The organism is Paramagnetospirillum kuznetsovii (assembly GCF_003284725.1).
Lineage (GTDB): Bacteria > Pseudomonadota > Alphaproteobacteria > Rhodospirillales > Magnetospirillaceae > Phaeospirillum > Phaeospirillum kuznetsovii.
Map to the genome: position 1 here is coordinate 23,915 of NZ_PGTO01000021.1, position 20,152 is coordinate 44,066.

Genomic DNA, 20,152 nt, shown 5'->3' on the forward strand with positions numbered 1-20,152 from the left:
GTGAGCGGCATTAACGCTTCCGCAATCGTCCTGCCTCAGAATGGCGGCTTGGGATCCGTTCCAGGGGTTGGCTCGTCATGACGACCGAAATCGCTTCCGCTTCTTGCCTGACATCCATCCTTGCGGACTGGCCTGATGATCGCAGCCTGTCGGTCCTGGAAATCGGTATCATCGATGCCTCCTTATCGGCGATGCTGGATGAACTGGCCGGACCAAGAGTCCATCGCTATCTCGCCATCGACGCCGCCAGCCCCCCCCCTGCTCTGGCCGAGGATCTGGATTGCCGCGGCCATGACCTGATGCGCATGAACGCCACCGATTTCGCCGCAATCTCGTCCGAAGCATTCGACCTGATCCTGGCCCATGCGGGGCACGGCATTTATCCGTGGATGCTGCGTCTGGCCGAAGGCGGCGTGCTGGTGCTTGAGGGCGGGGCTGTCGATGACGAAAGCCAGTCCGTCCTGCGCATCGCCGGACCGATGATCCAATCTTGCACGAATCTGGCCCTAGCCTGGAACACGGACGGCCTGCCAAGCGACAGCCTGGCCATCCGGATGCTCCCGACGTTTGAGCCCGGCGCGATGGCGCTTTTGGGCACGCGCCTGGGCATCCCGCTTCCCGCCGGCGATTCGGCTGGCCTGGCGCGGGTTCTGGGGATCAACAGTCATTCGGTGTTCGACGCTCCGGCCGAGTTGGAGCGGGTCGCCTTCAGGCCGCCCGAGGCCCCGGCCGAATGGAAGCTGGCGGTCCGCTCGACCCTGTGGCACGAGGATATCGACACCCGCAACCGTCTGATCCAGACCCTGATCAGCCGGGATTTCGGCGGTGACGACGATTATCAGCATCTGGTCGAGAATGGTTGGGTCCGGCTGAACGCGCCGCTGGGCGACATCGCGGACATCGTCCGGAAAGCCGACCATCTTTTCGCCACCCAGGCGCAGAAGGATGACCGCTATCGCGGCAACAACGACGAACGTTACCGTTATGTCCAGAACCCGATCCTGAACCTGCCCGAACTGTCCAGGCTGTTGGAAAACCAGCGCATCAACGACCTGGTCAGGCGCTATATGGGTGATGACGCGATCTACAGTTTTGGGCTCTTGGAAAGCATGCCGGCCGGAGTGGATGTCTACGACGCCTCGGGCCTATGGCATCACGACAAGGTCGGCAACCGCTTGAAGGCTTTCTTCCTGCTATGCGACGTTACCTTGGACGGACGCCCGACCCTCTATGCCAGCGGCTCGCATCTTTTGGACTGGCCGGATTACCACTATCAGGGCAGCCGTTTTTCCGACGCCTGGACTCAACGCCATCTGAAAACGGCCCCCCTGACCGGCAAGATGGGCGACGTGGTGCTGGTCGATACCAACGGACTGCATCGCGGGAACTATGAATACAAGGCCCTGGGCCGCCAGGCCTTCGTGGCTGAATACGCCAATCTGCGCAAAAGCTGGAAACTCGACTGCATCGGCTATTTCCCCGACGGCATCAAGCCCCACCGCCTGCCACTCGGCCTTAACCTCGACCGGACCCTGGTCGATCGATCCGAACTGCACCTGGACGGCGACGCCTATGCCTATGGCCGCCAGCGCCTGCCGGGTTTCTTCCCCAATTTCAACTGACCCGGACAACGACTATTTCTGAGAGTTGAGCAGGTCGAAATAGCCATCCTTGGTCTTGTGGGTGCGGGCCTGGTACTCGTCCCATTCCAGCATGGCCGTGGCGATGAAGTTGTTGTTCGCCAGCACCTTGGGGCCCAAGGCCTTGCGCAAGATGATGATGGCATGGCCGAAAATGATCGCCTCGATCTCGTTTTCCATCGCCGCCTTGTCCAGATACTCGTCCTGGATGCCGCGCGAGTTGACGTAGTGGACGCTGTTGCGGAAATGCTCGACCACCGAGGTTTGCGATTGCAAGGTGGGGTCGCCGCCGAACGCCCGGTGATAGGCGCTGTCAACATCCTCGATGACGTAGAAGCCCCCCGGCTTGACGTGCCGGAACAGATGGCGATAACTGCCCAGTTGGTGCTCGTTGAAATGGCTGCCGTCGTCGATGACGATGTCCAGCGGCCCGGTGATCGCCACCACTTCGTCCAGGGCCTCGGTATCGACCTGGGAGCAGCAGAAGGTGGTGATACGCTCCTCGTCCATGAATTCCTTGTCCTGGATATCCAGGCCGTAGATCTGGCCGTTGGGGAAGTAGTCGCGCCAGAGCCGCAATGATTCGCCGCCGGTATTGGGAACATTGTGGCCGCCGATGCCGATTTCGAGGACGGCGACCTCTTGGTCCTTCAGCGGCCGGAACAGCAGATCGTAATACCAGATGTAACCTTGCGTGATCTTGTCCGACCCGTGAATGGCCGAAAGCTGTTCAAGAGTCAGGGAATGCACATCGGTCATCGGGCGAAACTCCGTAGCTGCCGGCACACAATGAACCAAATGAGCGGCCTGCTTGGCCCAGCAATTCGCAATAGAATATCTGGGGCGGGAGACTAGCATGACCGCGTGACGATGACAAATGCCCCTGGGGCTGGCGCATTATAGCCCGCCCAACAGGCCGGGAATTTTTCATGCGGCGCGGTTGAGAGTGACAAATAATATCACATCGCCTTCACTTCAATGTCACCACTTATACATGCGGTAGTCCGGGGTGGTTTTGGCATGACCGGATTGCCTCCCTGTAGCTATTGCGACGCCTGAAGATTACCACGGAGGTCAGTGCCCGCCGCAGGCTGTGACGCGTCAAATAACGGCAGGAAGCGCCAGATCGGTGTATCCGCTCATGCTGACCGGGGCCCGCAAGAGCAAGGTGCGGGGCGGCGGCATGCAAGGCAGCCGACATGGCGGGGAAGAAGAGGCATCCCGGAAAATCTGGGTAATCGGCGGTGAGTGGTTTCAATCCGCGCCACGGCGCGCTATCGTCTTACCAATCACTGATCGATGGGAGCCCGCCATGCCGACAAAGGATATCGCCACCCTCTCGACCAAATTCCAGATATCCATCCCCAAGGCGGTGCGGATGGCGCGACACTGGGAAGCTGGACAGGTCTTCGCCTTCATTCCCAAGGGCGAGGGAGTTATGCTGGTGCCGGTGCCGAAACCCGAAGAGCTGTTCGGACTGGCGCGGGGAGCCAATCCGCAAGACTACCGTGATCGCACCGACCGGTTCTGATACGCCCCATGCTGCGCATCGTCGATACCTCTGCCTGGATCGAATGCCTGATCGGCTCGCCCGTGGGCGCCACTCTGACCAGCCAGTTGCCGGATCGCGGCGACTGGCTGGTCCCGACCATGGTGCAGTTGGAACTGGCCAAATGGCTGACACGGGAAGTGGGGGAGGACAAGGCCGATCAGGTGATCGCGTTCACCGAGACCTGCGTCGTCGTCGATCTCGACACCACCATCGCCTTGTCGGCGGCGGATTTGTGTGCCCGGCACCGGCTGGCGACGGCAGATGCCGTCATCTATGCCTCCGCCCTCGCCCACGGGGCCGACCTGCTCACCTGCGACCAGCATTTCCATGGCTTGCCGGGCGTCCACTACGTATCCAAGACCGCGCCCCGATGATCAGGAAGACGACCGCCTGTCGGCCTCGGCGGAGTCCCACATCTTCCTCGGCTATATTGACGAGGACGAGTACCGCCGCCAGCGCGGCATCTCGCTCCGCACCGCCCAGCGCGACCGCCAGCTTCGCCAGCGCATGATGTCCCGGTCCGCACCTGGCTGCTGGAGCGTGAACGCCAGGTCGAGTGTAAGGCGTCGGCGGTGGAGCGATCCCGACCCGGCAACGGCGGTCATGTCGGGATCTTCTTCGCCCAGCCGATTCTGGTCGGGCTGGCCCGCCGTCTGGGCGCCCCTATCCTGACCAAGACCATGAAACACGCCCAGGTTCTGGCGGTATCCTTGGTCCAGCATTTCGCCGCCAATGCCCGGAAATGGAGCCTGATCAAAACCAAGCTGGATGCGGAAAAGCCGTTCTCTGGCTCAAGATAAGCGTTGACGGTCCTCGCAGATATAGTCATTAATCTAGTGGACTGATAGATTATATATGAGCGCACATCATGGCTCGACCGATTCCGGGACATCTCTCGCTGATTTCCAATCACGATCGCGATCTTGGACATTTCGCCGACACCGTCTGGCTGGAATTGCGCAAGGAAGCGGAAGACGCTCTGATCCGCTCGCCGCAACTGGCCCCGCTGTTCATCCAGTCGGTGCTGGACCAGCCGTCCTTCGAGGCGGCGGTGTTCCATCGCATTTCGGCGCGCCTCAAGAACGACGTGGTCTCACTGCCGCTGCTGACCGAGACCTTCGCCCGCGCCGCCGCCGCCGATCCCAAGATCGCCCTGGCGCTTAGGGCCGACATCGCCGCCGTGCTGGAGCGCGACCCCGCCACCCAGCGCTTCATCGAGCCGTTCCTCTACTTCAAGGGCTTTCACGCGGTGCAGACCCACCGGCTGGCCCATTGGCTGTGGAGCAAGGATGAACGGGACTTCGCGCTGTATCTGCAAAGCCGCTCCTCCGACGTGTTCCAAACCGACATCCACCCCGCCGCCCGCTTCGGCCATGGCGTCTTCCTCGACCACGCCACCGGCCTGGTGGTGGGCGAGACGGCGGTGGTGGAGGACGATGTGTCGCTGCTGCAAAACGTCACCCTGGGCGGCACCGGCAAGGAAAGTGGCGATCGCCATCCCAAGGTTCGCCAGGGCGCCATCATCGGCGCCGGGGCCAAGATACTCGGCAATATCGAGATCGGAGCCCATTCGCGCATCGCCGCCGGATCGGTGGTTCTGAAGGCGGTGGCCCCCCATTCCACCGTGGCGGGCATCCCGGCCCGCATCATCCGCGCCACCAACGACCCGGAAGCCCTGCGCAGCAAGGAAGAGATCCTTAAGCTGCTGTCCTACGAGTCGTTCGATTATTCCATCTGACGCGGCATAAAGCGAAGTTCGACCCGGTCCACCACGTCGCGCAGCACTTGTCGGACCAGATCCGGATCGCATCCCATCAGGACCGCGTCCTCCAGCAGGTCGAGGGCCAGGGCGCGGAACTCAGCCAGATTCTGCTCCAGCACTTTGAGCTTCTCCACGCAGGAAACCGGAGAACCATCCAAAGCCCGCCAGACCGCCGCCGCCTCTTTCTCCATATCTCCATCACCCCTTCCGTCATCAGCCGTCCGTCATACCCCCATGCATTTACCATTGCAATCTACTAGATTAATAGCATTATAGGCCGAAGCATTTCGACGGAGCACATCATGCCCATCACGCCTCCCTCCGCTATCGACCTCTCCGGCCGCCTGATTCTTTACGTGGGTGGCCGTCATCAACATGTGGCCCATCTGCGCCGCATGGTGGAGGAGCGCAACGGCGCCTTCGTCCATCACGATGGCGGAGTCGAACAGAGCATGGCCAAGCTGGCCAATCAGCTGGAACGCGCCGATGCGGTGCTGTTCCCGGTGGGCTGCGTCAGTCATCAGGCCCAAAGCAAGGTCAAAAGCCTGTGCCGCCGCTTCGACACGCCGTTCAAGCCGCTGCGCAGCACCGGCATCGACGCCATCACCCGCGCCCTCGAATCCCTAACCACCAATTGATTCCCCCCTCTGGAGACCGATCCATGTCCGAAGACAGTGAAGTTCGCCGCACCCTGAACGAGCAGGCGGCACGCCAGCTGGCCAACGCCACCAAGACCCGCGCTCAATGGTCGGGCATCACCCCGCGCTGGCTGGTGTCCTTCCTGCCCTGGATCCCGGTCGAGGCCGGCATCTACCGCCTGAACCGGGTCAAGGAAGGGGCTATCGGCGCCAGTTCCGACGTTAAGTGCAGTCCCACCAATGACGCCGATCTGCCGGAAAGCTTCGTGCCCTACGAGGAGAATCCGCGCGAATACTCGCTGAACGCGGTGACCACGGTGCTGGATGTCCAGACCCGCGTCTCCGACCTCTATTCCCACCCCATCGACCAGATTCAGGAACAGCTGCGCCTGCTGATCGAGAAGGTGAAGGAAAAGCAGGAATTCGAGCTGATCAACAATGCCGAATACGGCTTGCTGACCAACGCCGCCAAGACCCAGCGCATCAAGGCCCGCAAGGGCGCCCCCACCCCCGACGATCTCGACGAGCTGATCTCCAAGGTGTGGAAAGAACCATCCTTCTTCCTGGCCCATCCCAAGGCCATCGCCGCCTTCGGCCGCGAATGCACCAAGCGCGGCGTACCGCCGCCCACCGTCAATCTGTTCGGCACCCCGTTCCTGACCTGGCGTGGCCTGCCCCTGGTGCCCAGCGACAAGCTGACCATCAGCGGCGACGGTAAGAAAAGCCCCGGAAAGACCAACATCCTGCTGGTCCGCACCGGCGAGAAGCGCCAGGGCGTGGTCGGGCTGTTCCAGCCGGGTGTTCCCGGCGAAGTGTCACCGTCGCTGTCGGTGCGCTTCATGGGCATCAACCGCAAGGCCATCGCGTCCTATCTGATCTCGCTCTATTGCTCGGCGGCGGTGCTGACCGAGGACGCTTTGGCGGTGTTGGAAGATGTCGAGGTCGATCACTACTTCGATTACGACAAGAAGTTCGCATGACCCAGCCGCCCTCCCTCGCGCTGCCCTCGTCCCTGCCTCCGGCGGCGCCACCCGCCGGGGATTGGAACGAGCCGACAGCGGGCTTCGCCGACGCGCCTGATGCCCGGTTGATCGCCCAGATGGCCAACGCCCTGTTCGCCGCCTTTCCCGGTCAGTCGGCGCCGTCCATCGGCGTGGCGCCGCCTTCGGTGCCGGTGATCGAAGCGGCTCCCACCGGCGGCCTGGTCCCACCCGGTATTCCGGCGCCACCCTCGGTCGGCACTGTCACTCTCGTGCCCCAGATGCCCCAGTTGGGGCCGCTGGCCGCCGCTCCGGCGGCGCCGCCCGGCAATCCCGCCGCCTTTCCGCCCACGGTTGCACCGGGCGAAAGCGATCTGCGCGGCCTGCCCAATATCTTGGGGAGTCTGGTGTCGCTGGTGCCGCCCGGCCACGAAGCAGGCCCAACGGCGCCGCAAGGCTCGCCCGACATTCCCGAGGCGGCGGTGCCCAGCCTGCCCGCAATGCCCCAGGGACTCCCGCAGGCCCGCCCGGACGAGGGTTATTCCTTCCTCGACGATTTACACCCGTCGGCCGAGGCCGCCCCCAGGCCCATCCGCGCCGAACCCTCGGTCATGGAAATCGAACTACGCCCAGATCTGGTTCCCGATCTGCGTGACACCAGCGCCCATGGCGGCGCCTTTGACCCCCATTCGGTCAAGCGCGACTTCCCCATTCTTCAGGAGCAAGTCCACGGCAAGAAGCTGATCTGGCTGGACAACGCCGCCACCACCCAAAAGCCGCGTCAGGTGATCGAGCGCCTGTCCCGCTTCTACGAACACGAGAACTCCAACATCCACCGCGCCGCCCACACCCTGGCGGCCCGCTCCACCGACGCCTATGAGGCGGCCCGCGAGAAGACCAGGCGCTTCCTCAACGCCTCCTCCACCGAGGAGATCGTCTTCGTGCGCGGCGCCACCGAGGGCATCAATCTGATCGCCAAGGCCTGGGGGGCGCGCAACGTCAAGGAAGGCGACGAGATCGTCGTCACCTGGCTGGAGCACCACGCCAATATCGTGCCGTGGCAGCAGCTTTGCGCCCAGTTGGGGGCCCGGCTGCGGGTCGCCCCGGTGGACGACAGCGGCCAGATCATCCTGGAAGAATACGAGAAGCTTCTCAATCCCCGAACCCGGCTGGTGTCGCTGACCCAGGTGTCCAACGCACTCGGCACCGTCACGCCCGCCGCCGAGATGACCGCCATGGCCCATCGTCACGGTGCCATCGTCCTGGTTGACGGAGCCCAGGCGGTGTCGCACATGCCGGTCGATGTCCAGGCGCTGGATTGCGACTTCTACGTCTTTTCCGGCCACAAGGTGTTCGGCCCCACCGGCATCGGCGCGGTCTATGGCAAGAAGGCCATTCTCGACCAGATGCCGCCCTGGCAGGGCGGCGGCAATATGATCGCCGACGTCACCTTCGAGAAGACGGTGTATCAGCCCGCTCCCGCCCGTTTCGAGGCCGGAACCGGCAATATCGCCGACGCGGTGGGCCTCGGGGCCGCCATCGACTATGTGGAACGCATCGGCATGGCCACCATCGCCGCCTGGGAGCACGAGTTGCTGGACTACGGCACCAAGGGCCTGCTGAGTGTGCCCGGCCTGCGCCTGATCGGCACCGCCAAGGAGAAGGCCGGGGTGCTGTCCTTCGTCATCGACGAATGCCGCACCGAGGATATCGGCAAGGCCCTCGACCGCGAAGGTATCGCCGTGCGGTCCGGCCATCACTGCGCCCAGCCCATCCTGCGCCGCTTTGGCCTGGAGGCGACGGTGCGGCCCAGTCTGGCTTTCTACAACACCTTCGAGGATCTGGACGCCTTGGTGAACGCCCTGCTGCGCTTCCAAAGCGGCCACGGCGGACGCTGAAGCCGACAAGGCCCGCCGAGGCGGGCCTTGTCCTTTCGTCAGGGATCATCCGGCCCTACGCCGCCCGGCAAAGATGCCTCGCAAGGCGGGACTGAGCCTCCAGCACCACCTCCCAGACCTGGGCGGGGGCCAGACCGTCCCGCTTCATCACCAAGGCAATGATGGGATCGCCCATCGCCTCGGACAGGCTCGGCTCACCCTGACGCCAGGGGTCGGCAGCGCGTTGGCCGATCAGTTGCGGCCTCGATGATTCCTGGCGGGACATGGTCATGGTCTTCATCTCCGAGAGGCGGAATCGCGGCTGGACCGCTGAAATCAGCACCTCCGAACCTACCCTAGCAAAGTCGGGCGGTGAGTCAATCTACTTTTCTACAATTTTGATAGACTACTGACCAGAGGGTGCGCTATACGCCTTGCAGGAGACCTATCGGAGGCATCATGACCGTGCTCAATCGCCCCGGCCGGGGCCGTCTTTACGACAACATCACCCAAACCGTCGGCGACACGCCCCTGGTCAGGATCAACCGGCTGGCCACGGATGCCGACGCCCAGGCCGCCATCTATGCCAAGCTCGAATTCTTCAACCCGCTGTCATCGGTGAAGGACCGCATCGGCCTGGCCATGATCGAAGCCGCCGAGACGCAAGGGCTGATCGCCCCCGGGCGCACCGTCCTGGTGGAACCAACCTCTGGCAATACCGGCATTGCCCTGGCCTTCGTGGCGGCGGTGAAAGGCTATCGGCTCATCCTGGTGATGCCGGAGAGCATGTCGCTGGAACGCCGCAAGATGCTGCTGCTGCTGGGGGCCGAGTTGGACCTGACCCCGGCGACCAAGGGGATGACCGGCGCCGTGACCCGCGCCCGGGAATTGCAGGCCGAATTGCCAGACGCTCTGATCCTTCAGCAATTCGAGAACGGTGCCAATCCCCGAATCCACCAAACCACGACCGCCGAGGAGATCTGGAACGACACCGAGGGCAATGTCGATGTCATCATCGGCGGAGTCGGCACCGGCGGCACCTTGACCGGAATCGGCCGCGCCCTGAAGCCTCGCCGCCCCGGCTTGCGCATCATCGCCGTCGAGCCTGAATCCAGCCCCGTCCTGTCGGGCGGCCCGCCCGGCCCCCATAAGATCCAGGGCATCGGCCCAGGCTTCGTGCCTCCCATCCTTGACCGCGACGTCATCGACGAAATCCTGACCATCTCCAATGACAGGGCCTTCGAGACGGCGCGGCAATCCGCAAGGCTCGAGGGCATCCCCGTCGGCATCTCGTCGGGCGCGGCCCTGGCGGCGGCTCTCGAGGTGGCGGCCCGGCCCCAGCTGAAGGGCAAGACCATGGTGGTCATCATCCCGTCCTTCGCAGAACGCTATCTGTCCACCGCCCTCTTCGATGGAGTTTAGCCATGATCACCAACCACACCAAATATGGGCTGAAAGCTGTCCTCCACCTGGCCAAGCACGACACATCCAGCCTCGACGACATTGCCGACCGCGAGACGATTGCCGCCGACGCCCTTGCCGACATTTTCCAGAAACTGGAACGGGCCGGCTTCATCAAACAGGCGTCACCGGATAATGTCATGCTGGCCCGTCCGGCAAACCAGATCATGGTCGGCGAGGTGGTCCGCGCCATCGACGGCCCCCTCGCCCCCATCCCCTGTGTCAGCCACACCGCCTATGAGCGATGCAATGACTGCTTCAGCGAGGAAGCCTGCGAGATTCGCCGGTTGATGCGTCTGGTCCGGGACACGACGGCCTTCATCCTGGACAAGACCAGCATCCTCGACATGGGCGCCGGGCGAAATCCACGGGTGATTTTTGATGATGCAGGGCTGGAACTGTCGCCACACCATGCCGGGCGCGGGACTGGCACTTGATACGCGAAGCAACCAATTGCTTCCGCCCGGGGCCAGGGGTCCGCTTAATTACCCTATAGTCTTGTAGAGAGCATGCCGATGTAAGCCACCCCGGAACTCGCTCCGTTCACTGCCGCCGCCTGTCTGGGCGCCCGACGCGATGACAGCCTGATCCATGCGATTCCACCCGGCGCCCTGCCCAGCATCTTCATCGGCCTGCGCACCGCCATCGGAATCAGCTTCTACTCCCTGGTGGCGGCGGAGCTGGCCGGGGCCTGTGCCGGAGTAGCCTACCGCATCGAACTGTCCCGCCAGAACATGCAGACCGCCGAGATGATGGCCGGGCTGGTGGCGCTGGGTATGAGGCCAGTGCCACATCAAATATCGTACATCAACACCGACTCGACGCGGGCACGGCTGGCCTGCATATCGGCCAGCGAGGTGTTATCCAGAATGGCCGCGATGGCGTCGCGCACGTCCTGCATGACGGCCCGCACCGTGCAGGCCGCCTCATCGACACAATCGTCGCACGGGCGGTAAGCGGAGCGCGAGACACACGGGATCGGAGCCAGGGGGCCGTCAAGAATGCGGACAATATCGCCGACCATGATCCGCTCGGCGGGCCGGGCCAGGACATAGCCGCCGCCCTTGCCTTTCTTCGATGACAGCAATCCCTGGTTCTTCATCTCCAGCAGAATGGTGTCGAGAAATTTCTTGGGAATGTGTTGAGACTCGGCAATCTCCGCGATCAGAACGGGCCCCAGCCCCTCGCGCAGCGCCAGATGGACCATGGCCTTGAGGCCGTATTTCGCCTTGCTCGACAGCATCACCACACCCATTCAATAGGCTATCAGGAAACTCCATTGACGGAGCGCGGTCAAGCCGCGATCCACCTTCCCAGGGCAATCGGGGTCACCCATTCAATCTATTATCTACTAGATTATATTGCTCGTGTGCGCGAGTTTGGTTACTCTGCCGGTTCAGCACGTCAGCCCCCCCGCTTACAGAGGATCGAGCAAGATGAGCTTTTACCGCGACTTCAACGACAAGACCGCCATCGCCGCCTGGAATACCGCCGAGCGCAAGCCGTTCGAGACCATCACGGTCAACAGGCTGTCTCCCACCATCGGAGCAGAGATTTCCGGGGTCGATCTGTCCAAGGAGATCCCTGCCGCCCAGTTCGACGAGATCCGCCGGGCGCTGGACGAAAATCTGGCGGTGATCTTCCGCGACCAGACCATCAGCCGCGACGACCAGAAGCGCCTGGGCCTGCGATTCGGCACCTTGCACCGCCACGAACTGGCCGCCAGCAAGGTGGTGGCCGGGGCTCATTACGACCCGGAATTCCTGTCCTGGCGCACCGGCAAGGACTCCCGCTTCACCGCCGGGGATGGTTGGCATCCCGATGTGTCCTGCGACCCCAGTCCCATCTTCGTGTCGCTGCTGCACGTCACCAAGACGCCACCGCTGGGCGGCGACACCGCTTTCGCCAATATGTATCTGGCCTATGACTCCCTGTCCGAACCGTTCAAGCTGCTTCTGGACGGCCTGACCGCCATCCATGACGGCGCCGAAGGCTGGAACGGCTATGGAGCGCAGCCCGAGCCCGGCAAGACCTTTCCCGCCTCCGAGCATCCCGTCGTCGCCACCCATCCCCGCACCGGCCGCAAATTCCTCTACGTCAATCAATCCTTCACCACCCACATCGTTCAGTTGACCCGCCCGGAAAGCGATGCCGTGCTGAACCTGCTGTTCAGCCATGTGGAAAAGCAGCTGGCCTTCCAGACCCGCATCCACTGGACGCCCAACGCGCTGCTGTTGTGGGACAATTGGGCGACCCAGCATCACGCGGTCTGGGACTATTACCCCGAGGAACGCTGGGGGGATCGGGTTTCCGTGGTCACCGGCAATTCTCCCCGCGCATGAGTCCGTCTCCGTCGGATACGGCGTCACCCCCTCTGCTTTTGGTCGAGGGGGTGACTCTACAATACAAGACCGTCTCAAGCCTGATCACCGCCACCTGGCGGGTGGATTTTGCCGTGAAACGCTCGGAACGGCTGATCCTGCTGGGACCGTCGGGCTGCGGCAAATCCAGTCTGCTGAAATGCGTCGGCGGCTTCATCGCCCCGGTCGAGGGCCGCGTCACCCTGGCTGGGCGCGAAATCACCGCCCCCGGCCCTGACCGGATGATGGTGTTTCAGGAATTCGATCAATTGCTGCCTTGGAAGACGGTGCGCCAGAACATCGAATTCCCCCTGCGCGAAGCCCGCAAGGGGGCCTCGAGATCGGACATCGCCGACAAGGCCGGGCTTTATATGGACAAGGTCGGCCTGTCCAAATTCGCAGAGTCCTATCCTCACCAGCTATCGGGCGGCATGAAGCAGCGGGTCGCCATCGCCCGGGCCATGGCCATGGAGCCGGAAATCCTGTTGATGGACGAACCCTTCGCCTCGCTGGATGCGCTGACGCGGCGCAACATGCAGGAGGAATTGCGGACCTTGTGGCAAGATACCCGCTTCACCTTGCTGTTCGTCACCCATTCCATCGAGGAGGCCATCATCGTCGGCAGCCGCATCGTGGTTCTTTCGCCCCATCCCGGACAGGTGAAGGCGGTGCTGGACGCCGACAGCGCCGCCGACGATGCCTTGGGATCGGATCGCGCCCGCGCCCTGCACGAGGAGATCAGCGCCATGCTGTTCGCCGAGCGATTCGAGAAGGGCGGCGGGATTTGACCGACCATGTGGCGGTGGGTTGGCCCGCCGGTTGGTGGCGGGATTGTCGGCGGCGCAACTGGTCTCCTGGGGCCTCCTGACCATCGTCACCGCCTCGGCGCTGATTTTGGCGGTAGGCGGCGATAGATGTCGTCCGGCTCGCGAAAGCCCGGTTTCCAGAGGAAGGCCTGCCGCCCGCCATGCCTCGGTTCCACCATCCAGCACCAGAATCGTGCCGGGAATGCCCAGCACATCGGGCGCGAAACGTGAGCGAATGGCGAACCAGGCGCCGGGAATATGCCCCCGGCCATGAACCTGACTGGGAGCAAGAGCGATCACCTCGGCCTGCCCGGCATGGGCAAAGCCCCCTGGGCATGGCGGGCACGAGCGACGAGATCGGCGATGGCATCCATGGTCCTGCTCCGAATGTGGGAAACGGGCGCTAACACCATTAATCTAGTATTGTGTAGTTTTATCTTGGCCCGGCCGCGCTCCTGTGGCATAGGAGAGTCAACGCGACCCGGAGTCCGCCATGACACAGAGTGCAGCCGTCACCCTTCCCTTCGACTCCCTGACCGTGGTTGAGCGCCCGCTGTCGCCGCTGACCCGGCTGTGGAATATCCCCATGCTGCGGCGGGGCGTGATCCTGGCCATGCTGGCGGTGATCTGGCAGATCTATGCCGGGCTGGCCGACAATCCCCTGATGTTTCCCTCCTTCTCGGGGACCGCCACGGCGTTCTGGGATGCCGTGACGCGCGGCACCCTGCTGGCCAAATCCTGGACCTCGGTCCAGGTGCTGCTGCTGGGCTATGCCATCGGCGTTTCCATTGCCTTTGTCCTGGCGGGAATCGCCGCCTCGACCCGCATGGGCGAGGATTTGCTGGCGACGCTGACCGCCATGTTCAATCCGCTGCCCGCCATCGCCCTGTTGCCGCTGGCCCTGCTGTGGTTCGGGCTGGGTACGCCGTCGCTGCTGTTCGTGCTGGTTCATGCCGTGCTGTGGCCCCTGGCGCTCAACGCCTCGGCCGGGTTTTCCTCGGTCAGCGAGACGCTGCGCATGGCCGGGCGCAATTACGGCCTGACCGGCTGGCGCTACATCGCCCGCATCCTGATTCCCGCCGCCTTTCCCGCCATCCTGACCGGCCTGAAGATCGGCTGGGCCTTCGCCTGGCGCACCCTGATCGCCGCCGAGCTGGTGTTCGGCGTCGCCTCGGGTTCCGGTGGGCTGGGCTGGTTCATCTTCGAGAACAAGAACCGGCTGGAGACCGACTACGTCTTCGCCGGCCTGGGCACGGTCATCATCATCGGCCTGCTGGTGGAAGGTCTGATCTTCCGCACCATCGAACGCCACACCATCCGCAAATGGGGAATGCAAAGATGACTTATTGGACATCCCGATTTCTCGGCGCCACGGCGCTGCTCTCGACCCTGCTGGCGGGTGCCGCCCATGCCGAGGTGGCGGAGCTGCGCATCAGCCAGCAATTCGGCATCGGCTATCTGCCGCTCCAGGTCGCCCGCAACAAAGGCCTGATCGAAAAGCACGCCAAGGCGGCGGGGATCGACGGGCTGAAGGTCAGCTTCGTCACCCTGGGTGGCGGCTCGTCCACCAACGACGCCTTGCTCTCCGATAGTATCGACATCGCCACCGGCGGCGTCGGCCCCTTCGTGGCGGCCTGGGCCAAGACGCGGGGGAATTTCGACGTTCGCGGAATCGCCGCCGTCACGGCCCTGCCCATCGCCCTGGTGACCACAAATCCGGCGGTCAGAACCTTGAGGGACTTCACCGCCAAGGACCGCATCGCCCTGCCCTCGGCCAAGGTCTCCATCCAGGCGGTCACCTTGCAGATCGCCGCCGAGAAGGAATTCGGCCCCGGCCAGCACGAGAGGCTGGACCCGCTGACCGTCTCGGTGAAGCACCCCGACGCCCTGGCCGCCCTGGCCTCGGGCAAGTCGGAGATCACCGCCCATTTCGGCGCCCCACCCTTCCAGCAGCAGGAACTGGCGCTGCCCCAAGCCCGCAGGATCACCGATTCCTACGAGGCGCTGGGCGGCCCCGTCACTTTGAACGTGGCCTGGGCCAAGGCGTCATTCCGCGACAAGAACCCCAAAGTCCTGGCCGCCTTCGTCGATGCGCTGCGTGAGGCCGACGCGTTCATCAACGCCAACCCCGCCGAGACCGCCCGCATTCATCTGATCGAGGATCAAGGCTCGGCCGACGAGGCCCTGGTGCTCTCCATCATCAGGGAGCCCACCGCCAAGTTCACGGTGGCGCCGCTCAACACCATCAAATACGCCGATTTCCTGTTCCGCACCGGCCAGATCAAGACCAAGGCGGAAAGCTGGAAGGATCTCTATTTCCCCGACCTCCACACCGAAGCGGGATCGTAAGGATTCCCAGAAGGAGACACCACATGCTGATACTTCATCGCCGCGCCTTGGGCGGCTTCCTCGCCGGCCTGGCCATAATCGGCATCGCCGGTACCGCCCGGGCCGAGACCGCCACGCCCTGGGGCTGGCCCCAGCCCTATGAACAGGTCTCGCCCAAATCCATCGCCTGGCTGAAGGACAAGGGCTGGTGGCCGCTGACCGTCGGCTTCCAGCCGCCCTGGACCGGCCATAACGCCATCAATATCGTGGCCGACCGGCTGCAATTGCTGCAAAAGCGCGGGATCGAGGCCAAGTTCCAGCCCTTCGGCTCCGGGCCCGACCTCAACGAGGCCTTCACCGCCGCGCGTATCCAGGTGGGGGCCACCGGCAACTTCCCCTACACCTCCCTGATCGACCGTAAGGTTCCGGCCCGCGGCATCGTCAATTACCCGGTGCTGACCCATGCGGTGATCGTGCCCAACGATTCGCCGCTGAAAAGCATCAAGGACTTCAAGGGCGCCGCCGAGCCCTATACGGTGGGCATCGTCACCGGATCGTCCTCCGAGTTCTATTTCCAGGCCGCCGCCCAGGCCAATGGCGTGGTGATCGGCAAGGACGTGATCTTGAAGAACATCCCCATCGCGGAACAGCTTCAGCTGCCAAAGGGGATCGCGGCGGTGGTGCCATGGGACCATTCGGTCTCGCTGATCACCGACGAGCGCAAGACCGGCCGGATCATCGATTCCAGCCATCCCTACAGCATCTATGAAGGCATCGGCTTTGTCCGCCAGGAGGTGATCGACAACGCCCCCGATGTGGTCCAGGCCATCACCGATGCCCTGTTCGAGGCCAATCTGTTCATCCGCCTCGACCCGGCCAAGGCGGTGGAGCTGGAGCGCGAAGACCCCAGCCTGAAGCTGCTGGAGCCCTCCTTCCTGGCCCATCAGATCGCCATCAACAATTCCCTGTTCAAGCCCAGCTTCCTGGTTCCCCACCCAAAATTCTGGGCGGAGGAGGATGGCCGCATTAGGGCGTGGCTGAAGGAGCGCAATCGTCTGACCCGCGACCTGACCGGCGAGGAATACGCCGCCACCTATGCCCCGGAATTCGCCCAGGCCACTGTCAGGAAGCTGGGCTGGAAAGTGCCGGAACGGCCGGTCTTCCTGCCGAAAAGCTGGACCGGCACCATCGGCCGGATCCCCTATCCCGATTACTTCAACCAGACCACCGCCAAGGGCCCTCAGCCCTTCCCCGAATCGGGCGAGCTGGAACGGCCCTGGACCTTCGGCGGCAAGACCTATTTGCCTTAAAAAGGAGCATGACCATGACGGCAGCGACCGTGACCATCAAACAAGGCAGATCGGTGCGACGCGCCGCAATCGTGGTTCCCTGGCTCCGCAATTTCAGCCTGCTGGCCGCCCTCCTGGGCGGCTGGCAGATCGCCTCGGCGGTGATCCTGCCGCGCTTCGATCCCCAGATCGGAGTCTTGCTGCCCAGCCCGGCCGGAGTGGCGATCACCCTGGCCGGGCTGCTGGCCAGTGGCGAGCTGCTCATCCATCTGGCCGCCAGCGTCAAGCGCGAGGCCATCGCCTTTCTGATCGCCGCCCTGGCCATTCCCGTCGGCGTGGCCATGGGCTGGCGGCATTCCATCCATGCCCAGCTTTATCCCGTGCTGGAAGTGCTGCGCCCGATTCCGCCGCTGGCCTGGATTCCCCTGTCCATCCTGTGGTTCGGCCTGGGCGAGCTTCAGAACCAGTTCATCATCTTCCTGGGGCTGGTCTTCCCCATCCTGCTCAACACGGTGGAAGGGGTGCATCGGGTCGATCGCAATCTGATTCGTGCCGCCCGCAGCCTGGGGGCCAGCGAGTGGAAGGTTCTGCGCCGGGTGGTGATCCCCGCCGCCTTGCCCCAGATCGTGGTGGGGGTTCGGGTCGGCCTGGGCACCGGCTGGATGGCCCTGGTGGCCGCCGAACTGGTGGGCGCCAATTCCGGGCTGGGCTTCATGATCAATGACGCCCGCTCTCTCTTGCGCACCGACATCGTGGTGGCGGGCATGGTGGCCATCGGCGTGGCTGGCCTTGCCATCGATCTGGGAATTCGCGCCCTGGCCCGCCGATTGCTGCCCTGGTCCCCAAGCCTGACGAAAAGGGACTGAGAAGATGGGACATCTGTCGCTTTCCGCCGTCTCCAAGATCTATGACGACCACGGCGCCCCGGTCACCGCGCTGTCGGGCATTACCCTGGACATCGCCGATGGCGAGTTCTGCGCCATCCTGGGCCATTCCGGCTGCGGCAAGACCTCGCTACTCAACATGGTGGCCGGGTTCGAGAGCCCCACCAGCGGTTCCATCACCGTGGACCGGCAGGCGGTCACCGGACCGGGCTGGGAGCGCACCATCATCTTCCAGGACTACGCCCTGTTCCCCTGGGCCAATATCCGCGACAACGTGGCGTTCGGCCTGGAGATGAAGGGCGTCCCGCCCGCCGAACGCCGCCGCATCGTCGACCATCACCTGTCCCTGGTCGGCCTTGCCGCCTTCGCCGAGCGCTATCCTCATCAGTTGTCGGGCGGCATGAAGCAGCGGGTGGCCATCGCCCGCGCCCTGGCGGTGCAACCCCGCGTCCTGCTGATGGACGAGCCCTTCGCCGCCCTGGACGACCAGACCCGGCGCGCCATGCAAGGCGAGCTGACCCGCATCTGGCAGCAGGAGAAAAAGACGGTGGTGCTGGTGACCCACTCCATCGACGAGGCCATCTTGCTGGCCGATACGGTAGTCGTGCTGTCCCGCCATCCCGGTCGCATCAAGCGCATCGTCCCGATCGGGCTGGACCGCCCCCGCGACGAGGACGACCCGGCCTATGCCGTGCTGCGCAAGGAACTGCGCGCCCTGATCCACGACGAAGCCGATCCGATCTGAAGGCCTGTCCGCCGCCCGCCCGGCGGTGCGGCGACGGTCGAACAACCAGATCAGCTTGACAGACGGCCCCAATTAGTCTGTTATCTAGTAGATAATAAATATTAAGAGCCCGCCGTGATTTCCATCCAGAACCTCCGCAAGCTCTTCCCCGGTCCCGATGGCCCCGTGACGGTGCTGAACGGCATCAGTCTGGAGATCGCCCAGGGAGAGACCTTCGGCATCATCGGCCGTTCGGGCGCCGGTAAAAGCACCCTGGTCCGCTGCGTCAACATGCTGGAGCGCCCGACCACCGGCAACATCCGGGTGGCGGCACGCGAGATGACGACGCTGAACGGCGCGGCATTGGGTGAGGCGCGGCGCGGCATCGGGATGATTTTCCAGCATTTCAACCTGCTGTCGTCGCGCACCGCCGCCCAGAATATCGCCCTACCCCTGGAACTGATCGGCCATCCGCGGGGCGAGATCGCGCGCCGGGTCGACGAGATGCTGGCCCTGGTGGGGCTGTCCGAGCGCCGCGACGCCTATCCCGCCCAACTGTCTGGCGGTCAGAAGCAGCGGGTCGGCATTGCCCGCGCCCTGGCGACCAAGCCGTCGGTGCTGCTCTGCGACGAGGCCACCTCGGCGCTGGACCCCGAGACCACCAAGCAGATCCTGGCCCTGCTGAAGGAGATCAACCGCTCGCTGGGCCTGACCATCATGCTGATCACCCACGAGATGGAGGTGGTGCGCGAGGTCGCCGACCGCGTCGCCGTGCTCGATCATGGCGAGGTGGTGGAGTCGGGACGGGTGTTCGACGTCTTCACTGATCCCCGGCATCCGGTCAGCCGCAGCTTCGTCGGCGAAGTGCTGAACCGCGAGTTGCCGGAGGCCCTGGCCAGCCGAATGCATCAAAGCCCGTCCTCGGCCGAGCATCTGGTGTTTCGCATCATCTTCACCGGGCCATCGGCCAACCAGCCCATCGTCTCGGAGATGGTCCGCCGCTTCGGGCTGTCCTTCAACATCCTTCAAGGCCATGTGGATTACATCCAGGGCTCGCCCTACGGAACCCTGACGGTGGAAGCCTCGGGGACGGAACAGGCCAAGCAATCGGCCTTGGACTTCCTGCGCCTCAACAACCTTAAAGTGGAGATTCTCGGCCGTGTCCCAGCGACTGATCGGGCTGTTGCTTGACGCCTTGTGGGAGACGCTGGCCATGGTCGGCGTATCCTGCTTTCTCGCGGCGCTGGTGGGCATTCCGCTGGGCGTCGTCCTGCTGGTCACCCAGCGCGGCCATATCGCCGAAAGCCCGCTGTTCAACCGGGTGGTGGGCGCATTGGTCAACGCCACCCGCTCCACCCCCTTCATCATCTTGATGGTGGCGATCATTCCGCTGACCCGGCTGATCGTCGGCACCTCCATCGGCACTTGGGCGGCGGCGGTTCCCCTGACGCTGGCCGCCATTCCTTTCGTCGCCCGGCTGGCCGAGGCGTCCTTGCGCGAGGTCGATCCCGGCCTGATCGAGGCCGCCCAGGCCATGGGCGCGACGCCGCGCCAGATCGTGGCCAAGGTGCTGATCCCCGAGGCCCTGCCCGGCATCGTCGCGGGGATGACCATCACCGTGGTCAGCCTGATCGGCTATTCCGCCATGGCGGGCGCGGTGGGCGGCGGCGGCCTCGGCGATCTGGGTATCCGCTACGGCTATCAGCGCTTCGAGGGCGAGGTGATGGCCGCCGTGGTGGTGGTGCTGATCGTCCTGGTGTCCCTGGTCCAATGGGCTGGCGACCGTCTGGCCCGCCAGCTCAACAAACGTCTGACGGCCAAGCAGGCCGCCGCTATTTAAGGAGAAGCAAG

Annotated in this window: 23 protein-coding genes; 19 read left to right on the forward strand and 4 right to left on the reverse strand. The window is 63.9% G+C overall.

Features of this window, described 5'->3' with window-relative positions:
* Positions 1-77 precede the first annotated feature (77 nt).
* Positions 78-1,622, forward strand: coding sequence for a phytanoyl-CoA dioxygenase family protein (locus CU669_RS17940; protein WP_112146969.1), 1,545 nt, complete (start codon positions 78-80; stop codon positions 1,620-1,622).
* Positions 1,623-1,634: 12 nt separating this feature from the next.
* Here CU669_RS17940 and CU669_RS17945 read toward each other — a convergent pair whose 3' ends face one another.
* Complete coding sequence (locus CU669_RS17945; protein WP_112146970.1) at positions 1,635-2,399, reverse strand: class I SAM-dependent methyltransferase; 765 nt, start codon at positions 2,397-2,399, stop codon at positions 1,635-1,637.
* Between the two features lie 553 nt (positions 2,400-2,952).
* On the opposite strand from CU669_RS17945, the gene CU669_RS17950 reads away from it, so the two are divergent.
* From CU669_RS17950 to cysE, 4 genes are all read left to right on the forward strand, one after another.
* Positions 2,953-3,171, forward strand: a complete 219-nt coding sequence (locus tag CU669_RS17950) for an AbrB/MazE/SpoVT family DNA-binding domain-containing protein (protein ID WP_112146999.1) — start codon at positions 2,953-2,955, stop codon at positions 3,169-3,171.
* An 8-nt stretch (positions 3,172-3,179) separates the two neighbouring features.
* Positions 3,180-3,566 carry a type II toxin-antitoxin system VapC family toxin gene (locus CU669_RS17955; RefSeq protein WP_112146971.1) on the forward strand — a complete coding sequence of 129 codons (387 nt, stop codon included), beginning with the start codon at positions 3,180-3,182 and terminating at the stop codon, positions 3,564-3,566.
* Positions 3,567-3,764: 198 nt separating this feature from the next.
* Positions 3,765-3,992, forward strand: coding sequence for a TOTE conflict system archaeo-eukaryotic primase domain-containing protein (locus CU669_RS21465; RefSeq protein WP_161539715.1), 228 nt, complete (start codon positions 3,765-3,767; stop codon positions 3,990-3,992).
* Positions 3,993-4,060: 68 nt separating this feature from the next.
* On the forward strand, positions 4,061-4,930 hold the full coding sequence (cysE, locus tag CU669_RS17965) for a serine O-acetyltransferase (RefSeq protein WP_112146972.1): 870 nt from the start codon (positions 4,061-4,063) through the stop codon (positions 4,928-4,930).
* Here the strand turns inward: cysE and CU669_RS17970 are convergent.
* Positions 4,918-5,145: a hypothetical protein gene (locus tag CU669_RS17970; protein WP_112146973.1), complete on the reverse strand. Its 228-nt coding sequence runs from the start codon at positions 5,143-5,145 to the stop codon at positions 4,918-4,920. The two genes, cysE and CU669_RS17970, sit on opposite strands and share 13 nt — an antisense overlap.
* 111 nt (positions 5,146-5,256) lie before the next feature.
* On the opposite strand from CU669_RS17970, the gene CU669_RS17975 reads away from it, so the two are divergent.
* Genes CU669_RS17975 through CU669_RS17985 form a run of 3 tightly spaced genes read left to right on the forward strand, consistent with a single transcriptional unit; the run spans position 5,257 to position 8,470 of the window.
* Positions 5,257-5,592, forward strand: a complete 336-nt coding sequence (locus CU669_RS17975) for a DUF2325 domain-containing protein (protein WP_112146974.1) — start codon at positions 5,257-5,259, stop codon at positions 5,590-5,592.
* A gap of 23 nt (positions 5,593-5,615) precedes the next feature.
* Complete coding sequence (locus CU669_RS17980; protein WP_112146975.1) at positions 5,616-6,572, forward strand: family 2A encapsulin nanocompartment shell protein; 957 nt, start codon at positions 5,616-5,618, stop codon at positions 6,570-6,572.
* A complete protein-coding gene (locus CU669_RS17985) occupies positions 6,569-8,470 on the forward strand; it encodes a family 2A encapsulin nanocompartment cargo protein cysteine desulfurase (protein WP_112146976.1) in 1,902 nt (633 codons plus the stop codon). Before CU669_RS17980 ends, CU669_RS17985 begins: the two co-directional genes overlap by 4 nt.
* Before the next feature lie 55 nt (positions 8,471-8,525).
* Here CU669_RS17985 and CU669_RS17990 read toward each other — a convergent pair whose 3' ends face one another.
* Positions 8,526-8,741 carry a hypothetical protein gene (locus CU669_RS17990; protein ID WP_146747781.1) on the reverse strand — a complete coding sequence of 72 codons (216 nt, stop codon included), beginning with the start codon at positions 8,739-8,741 and terminating at the stop codon, positions 8,526-8,528.
* 167 nt (positions 8,742-8,908) lie between these two features.
* Between CU669_RS17990 and cysK the strand changes: the two genes are divergently transcribed.
* Positions 8,909-9,871 (forward strand): cysteine synthase A, encoded by a 963-nt coding sequence (gene cysK / locus CU669_RS17995; RefSeq protein WP_112146978.1) that lies wholly within the window; start codon positions 8,909-8,911, stop codon positions 9,869-9,871.
* Between the two features lie 2 nt (positions 9,872-9,873).
* A complete protein-coding gene (locus CU669_RS18000) occupies positions 9,874-10,347 on the forward strand; it encodes an RrF2 family transcriptional regulator (RefSeq protein WP_112146979.1) in 474 nt (157 codons plus the stop codon).
* Positions 10,348-10,703: 356 nt separating this feature from the next.
* On the opposite strand, the gene CU669_RS18010 is transcribed toward CU669_RS18000, so the two are convergent.
* Positions 10,704-11,153: an RrF2 family transcriptional regulator gene (locus CU669_RS18010; RefSeq protein WP_112147000.1), complete on the reverse strand. Its 450-nt coding sequence runs from the start codon at positions 11,151-11,153 to the stop codon at positions 10,704-10,706.
* A 193-nt stretch (positions 11,154-11,346) separates the two neighbouring features.
* On the opposite strand from CU669_RS18010, the gene CU669_RS18015 reads away from it, so the two are divergent.
* The 9 genes from CU669_RS18015 to CU669_RS18055 all read left to right on the forward strand — a co-directional run bounded on the left by CU669_RS18015 (position 11,347) and on the right by CU669_RS18055 (position 20,141).
* Positions 11,347-12,252 carry a TauD/TfdA dioxygenase family protein gene (locus CU669_RS18015; protein WP_112146980.1) on the forward strand — a complete coding sequence of 302 codons (906 nt, stop codon included), beginning with the start codon at positions 11,347-11,349 and terminating at the stop codon, positions 12,250-12,252.
* A gap of 50 nt (positions 12,253-12,302) precedes the next feature.
* On the forward strand, positions 12,303-13,058 hold the full coding sequence (locus CU669_RS18020; protein ID WP_239988774.1) for an ABC transporter ATP-binding protein: 756 nt from the start codon (positions 12,303-12,305) through the stop codon (positions 13,056-13,058).
* Between the two features lie 511 nt (positions 13,059-13,569).
* Complete coding sequence (locus CU669_RS18025) at positions 13,570-14,418, forward strand: ABC transporter permease (protein WP_112146982.1); 849 nt, start codon at positions 13,570-13,572, stop codon at positions 14,416-14,418.
* Positions 14,415-15,425 carry an ABC transporter substrate-binding protein gene (locus tag CU669_RS18030; protein WP_112146983.1) on the forward strand — a complete coding sequence of 337 codons (1,011 nt, stop codon included), beginning with the start codon at positions 14,415-14,417 and terminating at the stop codon, positions 15,423-15,425. The genes CU669_RS18025 and CU669_RS18030 overlap by 4 nt, the downstream gene beginning before the upstream one ends.
* A gap of 23 nt (positions 15,426-15,448) precedes the next feature.
* On the forward strand, positions 15,449-16,714 hold the full coding sequence (locus CU669_RS18035) for an ABC transporter substrate-binding protein (RefSeq protein ID WP_112146984.1): 1,266 nt from the start codon (positions 15,449-15,451) through the stop codon (positions 16,712-16,714).
* A 14-nt stretch (positions 16,715-16,728) separates the two neighbouring features.
* Entirely contained in the window at positions 16,729-17,559 is an 831-nt protein-coding gene (locus CU669_RS18040) for an ABC transporter permease (RefSeq protein WP_161539716.1), read from the forward strand.
* Between the two features lie 4 nt (positions 17,560-17,563).
* Positions 17,564-18,322 carry an ABC transporter ATP-binding protein gene (locus tag CU669_RS18045; RefSeq protein ID WP_112146986.1) on the forward strand — a complete coding sequence of 253 codons (759 nt, stop codon included), beginning with the start codon at positions 17,564-17,566 and terminating at the stop codon, positions 18,320-18,322.
* Positions 18,323-18,436: 114 nt separating this feature from the next.
* Positions 18,437-19,492: a methionine ABC transporter ATP-binding protein gene (locus tag CU669_RS18050; RefSeq protein ID WP_112146987.1), complete on the forward strand. Its 1,056-nt coding sequence runs from the start codon at positions 18,437-18,439 to the stop codon at positions 19,490-19,492.
* Positions 19,461-20,141, forward strand: coding sequence for a methionine ABC transporter permease (locus CU669_RS18055; protein ID WP_112146988.1), 681 nt, complete (start codon positions 19,461-19,463; stop codon positions 20,139-20,141). Before CU669_RS18050 ends, CU669_RS18055 begins: the two co-directional genes overlap by 32 nt.
* Positions 20,142-20,152: the final 11 nt, after the last annotated feature.